Source organism: Psychrobacter glacincola (assembly GCF_965118485.1).
GTDB lineage: Bacteria > Pseudomonadota > Gammaproteobacteria > Pseudomonadales > Moraxellaceae > Psychrobacter > Psychrobacter glacincola_D.
This window is the reverse complement of sequence record NZ_CBCPJH010000060.1, coordinates 1-8,521: the sequence shown is the minus strand read 5'-3', so window position 1 is coordinate 8,521 and position 8,521 is coordinate 1. Positions and strand designations below refer to the sequence as shown.

The window sequence follows — 8,521 nt, the reverse complement described above, 5'->3', positions numbered from 1 at the left end:
TTATAAACAATCGTAAAAAAAGCCTAGCGTCTATGAATGACCGCTAGGCTTTTTTAGTTCTATCACTACTAAACCGGATTAATTAAGATTTATCACGAATTAATTTATAGTTTAAAAATTCAGTAATCCCAAGATTACCAAGCTCACGACCAAAACCTGAGCGCTTCACACCGCCAAATGGCGTATTGGCTTCACTACCAGAAGGCGCGTTAATCGTGACCATACCGACTTCTAATGCATCAGCTATTTTAGCTGCCAACTCTGCATCTTGCGTTTGAATAGAAGCGCCAAGTCCAAAGGGCACGTCATTAGCAATTTTAATTGCATGATCGATATCACGGGCTTTATAAATGACCGCCACTGGACCAAACAGCTCTTGACGATAGACATCCATTGACTCATCAACATCTGTTAGTACGGCAGGTTTAAACCAAGCACCTGGCTTATCTTTGACTATACCACCTTCGACCAGTACAGTTGCCCCTGCTTGAATGGCGCTATCTAACTGCTCTTGTAAGTTGGTCGCTGCCGCTTGAGATGACATAGGACCCATAAAAGTGCCGTCATCAAGCGGATCAGCTAAGCTCATACCACGTACGGCATCGGTAAAGCCTTTGACGAATTTATCGTAAACTGACTCAACAACGATTAGGCGTTTGGCAGCATTACATGCTTGTCCGGTATTGCCAAATCGACCTTCTATAGCGCCTTGTATTGCTTGCTCGATATCAGCATCGGCTGCGACGATAAAAGCGTCCGAGCCGCCAAGCTCTAGCACGACTTTTTTAAGGGCACCGCCTGCTACTTTAGCAACCGCTTGCCCAGCTCGCTCAGAGCCTGTCAATGAGACACCCTGTACGCGGCTATCTTCAATAATAGTCGCTGCTTGCTCGTTGGTTGCGAATACATTGTTATAGACACCCTCTGGTAGACCTGCGTCTTTAAAAATATCAGCGATAACTTCTGCAGTCTTAGGGCATTGCGGAGCGTGTTTTAAGATCAGTGTATTACCTGCCATAAAATTTGGTGCTGCAAATCGTGCGACCTGATAATGCGGATAGTTCCATGGCATGATGCCCAAAAGTACACCGACAGGGAGCTTTTCTACAAAGGCAGATCCTGTATCAACATCGATTTTATTGGGCGCTAATAGCTGCTCTCCATTATCGGCATAGTAACGAAAAATATCAGCGACCAGTTCAATCTCGCCTTTTGCTTGCGCGACAGGCTTGCCCATCTCTGTTGCTACGATACGTGCGAGCTCATCTTGACGCTCAAGATAGATGTCAGCAATTTTTTGTAGTAATGCACTGCGCTCACTTAGCGAGACTTTGCGCCAGTCTTGATAGGCTGTGTCAGCTTGCTCAATCGCTTGTTGAATATCTTGCTCAGTCGCAGTAGCATAGTTTGCTTCCACTTCACCAGTAGCTGGGTTACTCACTTGATAATCGCTCATTATTAGTCCTTTCATTTAGAATTGAAATCCGCTTCTGCGTATCTTTTTATGTTTATATTTCTATGCTTAACTTCTTAAGTTTATCTTTTTAATAGGGTAGTGTTGGTTGCTGCTCAGTAATTTTATGCACATTTGCATTGCAAAAGGTTAATCGCAACGTAAACTGGCAAGGTTACCCCAAAAAATTTAATAGAGCTGAGTGAGCCGAGTATTCGGGTATCTTTGAAGCAGCTGTATAACTGTAGCACCACCAAAAATCTTGGATTTCTGATTGAGACTTATCAGCCAAATAGCTCAATGGAAGAAAAGATTACTCATGAAGGCGAGGAGATTGGAACGGCTATTGAGGGTAAGGTATTGATTCGTATCGAAGAGATGACGTATTTGCTAAATGAAGGAGACAGTTATGTGATTGATACCAGTTTTCCACATACTTTTATCAATCCTACCGATGCTATTACCCGTATGGTAAGCGCACATACACCGACCACTTATTAAACCAGACGCAGCAAAAAAGCGGTAGGTAAGCAGCCAAGTTGAAGATGACAGCAGTTAAGCATCATCTGTATTTTCTATGTCCTTATTGCTATACGTAGCTTTAGGCTTATCTTTAAGCAACCTTACTTTATTCACTGTTTGCTTATTTATACTGGTCTTAGAGGTATTGTGTTGATCAGTAACGCCGAAGATTTTTTTATGTCTCCTCACGGCTAAAGCATCCGCTACCGATTTTTCTTCTGCCAATGCTAGCTCATGCAAATTTTTATAGACCGCTAAGGTCTCATTAATCATCTCACGCATGGTAAATTTGTTAGTCATTTCAGGGCGCGTCACGCTTTCTAACTGGTTGCGCACCGCTTTACAAAGGGCATTGGCGTTGTATTTTTTGACCAAGCCTTGTGGATAGAGCGGTCGCAGGATTTCACTAAATGCCGCTTGATCCCAGCCAATGACCGGCGTCCCCAAATGAATGGCCTGCAAAGCATTGATACCGATAGATTCAGGCTGATTGGCAAGTGCCATGACGATATTTGCCGCTGATAACCACTCGCGCATGTCATTACGCTTACTGCCTACATAAGTAATGCGATCGCCAAGCCCCAAGGTATTACTACGTTGGCGAAAGTCCTCATGGGCGACATCAGAAGGTCGATAATCCTCATCCATAATAATGACATGAATATTAGGAAAATCTGCTTCTAAGTTACCTAAGATATCAATCAGCCATTCTTGTCCATATTCATTACCGATAATCGTTGGAAATACCAACCATTTCTTATTCTCAAGCTCAGGATATTCAGCAAAGGTATGACGTAACCAATACACCGATGGATTGTGCCGATAAGGGTAACGGCGTATATCAACACCGCGGTAGATACGCTTAATCACACGAGGATCTAGCTCCTCACGGCGCAGCCCACTTTTAAGATAATCAGTCACACTATCAGAAACGGTAATAATGGTATCGACATCGAGCAGCGCTTGTGAGTATTTATTAATAGGATAAAAGCCGTACATGGTCGAGACCAGTTTTGGTCGACGTTTTACCCGTGCACGGCGTAGTGCTAGATGCAATATCCATGCAGGCGTGCGCGAGTGCACATGAATGATATCAGGATCATATTTTTCAATCAAACGTCGAAGTGGCACGACCTGTAGCAATGCCAACCAAGATTTCTTATTCATATGTAGCTGATGATAGTGATTGCCATCACGCTTTAAACGTCTGACCAATTCATTGTCTTCATCAGCGCTAGAGATAATGATTGAGGTATGCTCGTTTTTGACCAAAGCGCGCCCAAGATGAAAAATACCGCGCTCGGATTCATCATGCTTTAAGGACGACAGTAAACGCATAACTTTCATAATGGCGTGGGTCACTAGTTGAGGATATCAAGCTGCTATTGTCAGTGAAAAGCAGCTAAAACTCAACCACCAAGATAAAAAGATAGCATAGGCAATGGCTATTCTTTGTCGTCAGTAAATACAGAAAATATAAATTATGGTAATCAAATATTTAGCGTTGTTTTTTGAGGTGCTCAGCGTTTGGTAATACTTGTTTTTCACTCAGATATTTCCAATAACGCTGCGGTAAATACTGCTTATGCAGACGTGTATTTTTACGCTCTTTGATATTGACGTTGGTAAAATACCCTTGCCAAAAACGCTGATAACGCTGCTCATCTTCGCTATGAATACTAGCAGGATTACGCAGTACTGCCTCATCAAGCTCAGTAATGGTTTGCAGAGCAGCGGGGCGTTTAGGTGTACTTTGGCTTTTATCATAATAAATACCATAGCCACGCGCCAAATCATAAATTGCCCAGTGCTGGTCTTGATAACGCTGACGAAAGTGCTCACTAATCAGCGGCAAGACATTAAAGTCCGGCTCGACGCGGGCAAAGTAAATGTTTTCAACCGTATGTTCAAAGCGTACAAAAGCTTCCATACGATGCTTTTCACGACCAACAGACTTGACTGTTTGTACCAGCTCTAAGACGTTAAGATTACCCAAATCGTCCATAATATGGCGGCTTGGATATTCAATGGCGTATTTGACCACTTGAAATAGAGTCGTGCCAATATCATCTTTTTCTGATAAAAATCCCCACAGTATATGACGCATACCCGAGCGACCTAAGAGTTTATTTAACTTTGTGAGTACTCGCTCAGAGTGGTTGGCATCGGTTTCAACACTGACTGCATGAGAGAGTAATGACGGCACATAACAGTTCTGTGCGATGAGCTGTAGCGACATATCTTCTTGTAAGCGATTGGTATAGACGTAAAAGACTGCACTGAGCCAGCCTTCAAAACTTGGCTCATAAAGCACAATACTGGGCGTCAATTGACCCAGCCGGTAGTTTTGATTTTTGACAAGTTCTGACAGTGATTGCGACATTATTTATCCTAAGATAATTTCATGATTTTGGCTAAATTTATCTATCATACTGCTGTTTAAAACAATGCCAGCTGTCCGCTACGTTCATCTTTAAACTTAGTCTGCGTTTGCGCCAGTACATACTGACGGAAGTTATCACGGGTTAAATGGGCGAGATGCTCGTTTTTACCAGTCGTTGCGATAAAGTATTTGGCGCGATTAACCGCTGCACCCATTTTTTTCAAATGATAAAGGGTTAGTTGATTAAACTTACGCGCTTTGACTATTTTTTTAGCAGTTTTGGTACCGATACCTGGTATGCGCACAATCATCTCATAAGTCGCTGTCTGAATATTAACCGGAAAATGCTCACGATGGCGGATTGCCCAAGCCAGCTTTGGGTCACAGTCTAAGTCTAAAAAAGGTGAGTCTGGCTCAACGATTTCATGCGCGCCGAAACCATAAAAACGCATCAGCCAATCCGCTTGATAGAGACGGTTCTCACGCACCATAGGTACAGGTGTACCAATCGCTGGCAAGCGGCTGTCAGATAGCATTGGTACATAACCTGAGTAGTAGACCCGCTTTAAATCATACTGCTTATAAAAATGACTCGATAACTGAATCACTTGCAAGTCAGTTTCATTGCTAGCCCCAACGATCATCTGACTGGTTTGACCTGCAGGTACAAATTTCGGTGCTTTTTTATGCGTTTTACGGCTCTCTTTGATAGTAATAATTTCAGTTTTAACCGTTTCCATCGGTGCTTTTAATTCATCATGCGATTTTTCTGGTGCCAACAGAGCCAAGCCCGACTTAGTTGGAATCTCAATATTAACGCTCAGCCGATCGGCGTATAATCCCGCTTCTAATAACAACTCCTTTGAGGCACCTGGGATAGTTTTTAAATGTATATAACCGTTGAAACGCTCGCGGGTACGCAATATCTTGGCGACCTCAACCAAGCGTTCCATCGTATAGTCGCCACTTTTAAAAATACCTGAGCTGAGAAACAGCCCTTCGATATAATTCCGGCGATAAAACTGCATGGTTAAATCAACCACTTCTTCGACACTAAAAGCGGCGCGCGGGGTGTCATTACTTTTACGAGAAGTACAATAAGCACAGTCGTAAATACAATGATTGGTCAGCAAGATTTTAAGCAGACTAACGCAGCGACCATCTTCAGTATAGCTATGGCAAATGCCTGTTGCTGAGGCATCGCCGAGACCACCGCCTTGGTTTTTGCGCGTACCTGCGGAGGAAGAGCAAGAAACGTCATATTTAGCGGCGTCCGCTAAGATATTGAGCTTGCCTTGTAGTCGTTCATAATTGATGGTTGCCATAAGCGCTATTTACCCTGTCAGCAATGAAGTGTTATTTTATCAAAACTAAGGGTAAGTCACTGTAAGTATGGGAGAATTTGGCAAACAATACGACAGATAGTGTCGCTCTGCAAAGAAACGCTTTATTAGCCACTTAAAAGCTAATGCGCAGTACAAGGGTTAGGTAGATGGCGAGTATCATTACTACCCATAAAATCTGTAACGACAAGATTTCCTTTCTTATCAAACTCCACATTATATTTTGGCATGAATGATGACTCACTGATACCATAAGTCGAGGGTAAAGTTATTTTTTTGTCGGTAAAAAACTGACGAGCGATCTATAGGTTTTTATCTTGATTATATTCAACGATACAGCGGCTTTTTGCATCAAAATTGAAATAGAGGCCAAAATGTTGTTCTTTATCTCCACGACCAAATAGCATATTTGCGCCGCATGGACTACCACAGCCGAAATAGACATGGTAGGTATTAGCATCAATCTTATCAATACCAGTATGACTCCAACCGTAGCCTCCCATACCTTCCATAAGTACCGTTTCTATCACGTTACCGTCCTTTAATGTTTCGCTTTTAAGAATGTAACCATCATCGCAGTATTCATTATCTTCATGAGTCATCAAAGAAGTACAAATAGTCGACAGATAAAAGCTATCATCAAAAGGTAATTCATCTGCTTCAGCCACCGTAGCGGTGCTTATAATAGATCCACAAATTAAAAGATTGTATAAATAGGAAGCAGTAAGATTGGACATATTTATAATAACCAAATATATGTTTTAAGAATTAAAGCACTATAGCAAATATTTGTCGGTTAATAAATAATTAAGCACGCACTAAAAAAAGCCTTGCCAACTATGAAACTAGCCCGCAAGACCTTTTATTAGATTTAGCATTTACTACATTTTAAAACTTTAAATGTAGGTCGGTATTTATTGAACCTTAGCACGTATAACGACGGTCTGTGCCGCATTTGGGCTCAGGTTTACCAAGTTCCATTTCAGACCAGAATAATTTTCTTTAACCACGACGGTGTTACCCACTTGCTGAATAGTTTGATAAGTATCGCCACCAGTGGTTGCAAGCGTTGGTAGTGGGCTATTTAATGACACCAATTTTACGCCATTGGGTAGAGAAACCATGGCATTGATATCATTGACGGGCTGCGCTGTAGTATTGGTATAAACGGTATGATATTCAATAATATCGCCAGGCGCGATATGGTTGGCAGGTACGGCAACTTCACGTCCATCGCTATTTTTAAGAATTTTCATCACCTTGGTTTGCGCGTTGACTACATCAGGTGTGCTGAAGGTTGGCTTTAGCTGTAGAGTATCTATAGAAGTAATCATTGTCACGGGTGCGTTTATGACTGAAGTATTTATCACTGGTAATTGAGTCGCTGTGGTAACAGGTAGTACTTGAGTCATTGGTAATACTTGAGTAACGGTACTAGTCGGTACCGCAATAACATCAACACGGCTGCTTTGATTGGTCACAGGTACGCTAGTAATCGTGGCGCTACCTTGCGTGACGACCGTACTGCTAACACCATTGCTAGCAACTTGGCGAACCGTATAACGCGGTACATTGGTGACTTGAGTGACCGCAAAAGGCATGCCATCTTGCATAGTGATACTATTGGGCGTGGCGGTAATAACAGCAGTTTTGCCATCAGAGTATTGTTCAACCACAGTAGTGCTACCGCCAGCAGCGGCGTTAATAGTTACTTCAGGTGCAGCATTGGCTGAAGATATGACAAATACGCTACCTGCTAAAATTACTGAAACAGCAGTAAGAATGGATGTTTTTTTTGTAGTGGCATTGGCAATAGCTGGAGAAGTATCAACGTTCATGGTCATAATAGATTCCTTTAAAATAACAGTAAATAAAGCATAAAGTAACGCTTAGATAAGCAAAACCCTCGTTAAATGACAATATAGCGCATGTCAAATAACGAGGGTCGAAGTATTAGTAATAGCTAAGTAAATTCAGCTACCTTTCCATCATTATTTTTAGTCAGATGCCAAGCACTCATGATTAAGCACTCATGATTAAGCACTCATGATTAAACATAGGGCTCAGCAATCTATATTCGAGCAATTATGCGCTAAAACGAATTGTGTAAAACAGCAGCATTGTGTAACCAAGCAACTTCTGAAAAATCGCTCACTAATAATAGCTTTATAGCCGATGAGAGTTATTGCAATATTCATGTGTCAGATATTTACCATTATTTTATGAGTTGATCAGCGAGTAATCCTAAAACCAACCCAGCCACTGCAGATCCAAATCCAAGCAATATGATAAGAATAGAGAGTAGTGTCAAGAACTCTGGCTGGCTTTCTCGAACTTCAATAAAATAGTGTTCTAAATTAATATCAGCCAACGGTATTGCTTTTGCAATCATGGTCTGAAAGCTAGAAACACTGGTTCCTGCACCCAATATTAGCTCATAGTTTCCCGTGTCAGCCTTAAAGGTAAACAACTGCATTATGCCCTCAGAAAAACCATTCGCACGCGGCGAGAGTATTGAAGAATGAATCTTCACTTCTATACGAGTAGCAGTATTACGAACTTGTGGTCTAAATTTCGCAGCAGGTGTTTTGTTGAATAAGAGCCCTTTTTGCCAAATAGAATAAGTTCCTGGTTTTGAAATAGTAAAATGACCAACGCTATTGTTATAAGGAATCTCCAACAGCACTTTGCCGTTAAAGGCACTCATTAACAGTTTGATACCTTTAAATAAGATAAATAAACCGATAGGAACCAGGCAAAAGAGAAGTATTTTTGAATATACAATGTTCATTGTATTCACCAACATTATTATAGGATGCT

Annotated in this window: 8 protein-coding genes; 1 reads left to right on the top strand and 7 read right to left on the bottom strand. The window is 41.6% G+C overall.

Annotation, left to right across the window (positions count from 1 at the left end):
- Positions 1-82: 82 nt before the first annotated feature.
- Complete coding sequence (locus tag ACMHKH_RS14175) at positions 83-1,456, bottom strand: NAD-dependent succinate-semialdehyde dehydrogenase (RefSeq protein ID WP_413521276.1); 1,374 nt, start codon at positions 1,454-1,456, stop codon at positions 83-85.
- Between the two features lie 222 nt (positions 1,457-1,678).
- Here ACMHKH_RS14175 and ACMHKH_RS14170 point away from each other — a divergent pair, with 222 nt between their 5' ends.
- On the top strand, positions 1,679-1,954 hold the full coding sequence (locus ACMHKH_RS14170) for a cupin domain-containing protein (RefSeq protein WP_413521275.1): 276 nt from the start codon (positions 1,679-1,681) through the stop codon (positions 1,952-1,954).
- Positions 1,955-2,008: 54 nt separating this feature from the next.
- On the opposite strand, the gene ACMHKH_RS14165 is transcribed toward ACMHKH_RS14170, so the two are convergent.
- The 6 genes from ACMHKH_RS14165 to ACMHKH_RS14140 form a co-directional block, all read right to left on the bottom strand.
- Positions 2,009-3,322 (bottom strand): glycosyltransferase, encoded by a 1,314-nt coding sequence (locus ACMHKH_RS14165; RefSeq protein WP_413521274.1) that lies wholly within the window; start codon positions 3,320-3,322, stop codon positions 2,009-2,011.
- Between the two features lie 151 nt (positions 3,323-3,473).
- Positions 3,474-4,358: a TIGR03915 family putative DNA repair protein gene (locus tag ACMHKH_RS14160; protein WP_413521273.1), complete on the bottom strand. Its 885-nt coding sequence runs from the start codon at positions 4,356-4,358 to the stop codon at positions 3,474-3,476.
- A 56-nt stretch (positions 4,359-4,414) separates the two neighbouring features.
- Complete coding sequence (locus tag ACMHKH_RS14155; RefSeq protein ID WP_413521272.1) at positions 4,415-5,683, bottom strand: putative DNA modification/repair radical SAM protein; 1,269 nt, start codon at positions 5,681-5,683, stop codon at positions 4,415-4,417.
- A gap of 320 nt (positions 5,684-6,003) precedes the next feature.
- Complete coding sequence (locus ACMHKH_RS14150; protein ID WP_413521271.1) at positions 6,004-6,438, bottom strand: hypothetical protein; 435 nt, start codon at positions 6,436-6,438, stop codon at positions 6,004-6,006.
- A gap of 177 nt (positions 6,439-6,615) precedes the next feature.
- Complete coding sequence (locus tag ACMHKH_RS14145) at positions 6,616-7,545, bottom strand: hypothetical protein (protein WP_413521270.1); 930 nt, start codon at positions 7,543-7,545, stop codon at positions 6,616-6,618.
- Between the two features lie 371 nt (positions 7,546-7,916).
- Positions 7,917-8,521: hypothetical protein (locus ACMHKH_RS14140; RefSeq protein WP_413521269.1), on the bottom strand; the 605-nt coding region annotated here is incomplete at its 5' end.

Coding starts and splice junctions, on each gene's coding strand:
- ACMHKH_RS14150 (WP_413521271.1), bottom strand. CDS start 6,438: ATGTCCAATCTTACTGCTTCCTATTTATACAATCTTTTAATTTGTGGA.
- ACMHKH_RS14165 (WP_413521274.1), bottom strand. CDS start 3,322: ATGAAAGTTATGCGTTTACTGTCGTCCTTAAAGCATGATGAATCCGAG.
- ACMHKH_RS14145 (WP_413521270.1), bottom strand. CDS start 7,545: ATGACCATGAACGTTGATACTTCTCCAGCTATTGCCAATGCCACTACA.
- ACMHKH_RS14155 (WP_413521272.1), bottom strand. CDS start 5,683: ATGGCAACCATCAATTATGAACGACTACAAGGCAAGCTCAATATCTTA.
- ACMHKH_RS14160 (WP_413521273.1), bottom strand. CDS start 4,358: ATGTCGCAATCACTGTCAGAACTTGTCAAAAATCAAAACTACCGGCTG.
- ACMHKH_RS14175 (WP_413521276.1), bottom strand. CDS start 1,456: ATGAGCGATTATCAAGTGAGTAACCCAGCTACTGGTGAAGTGGAAGCA.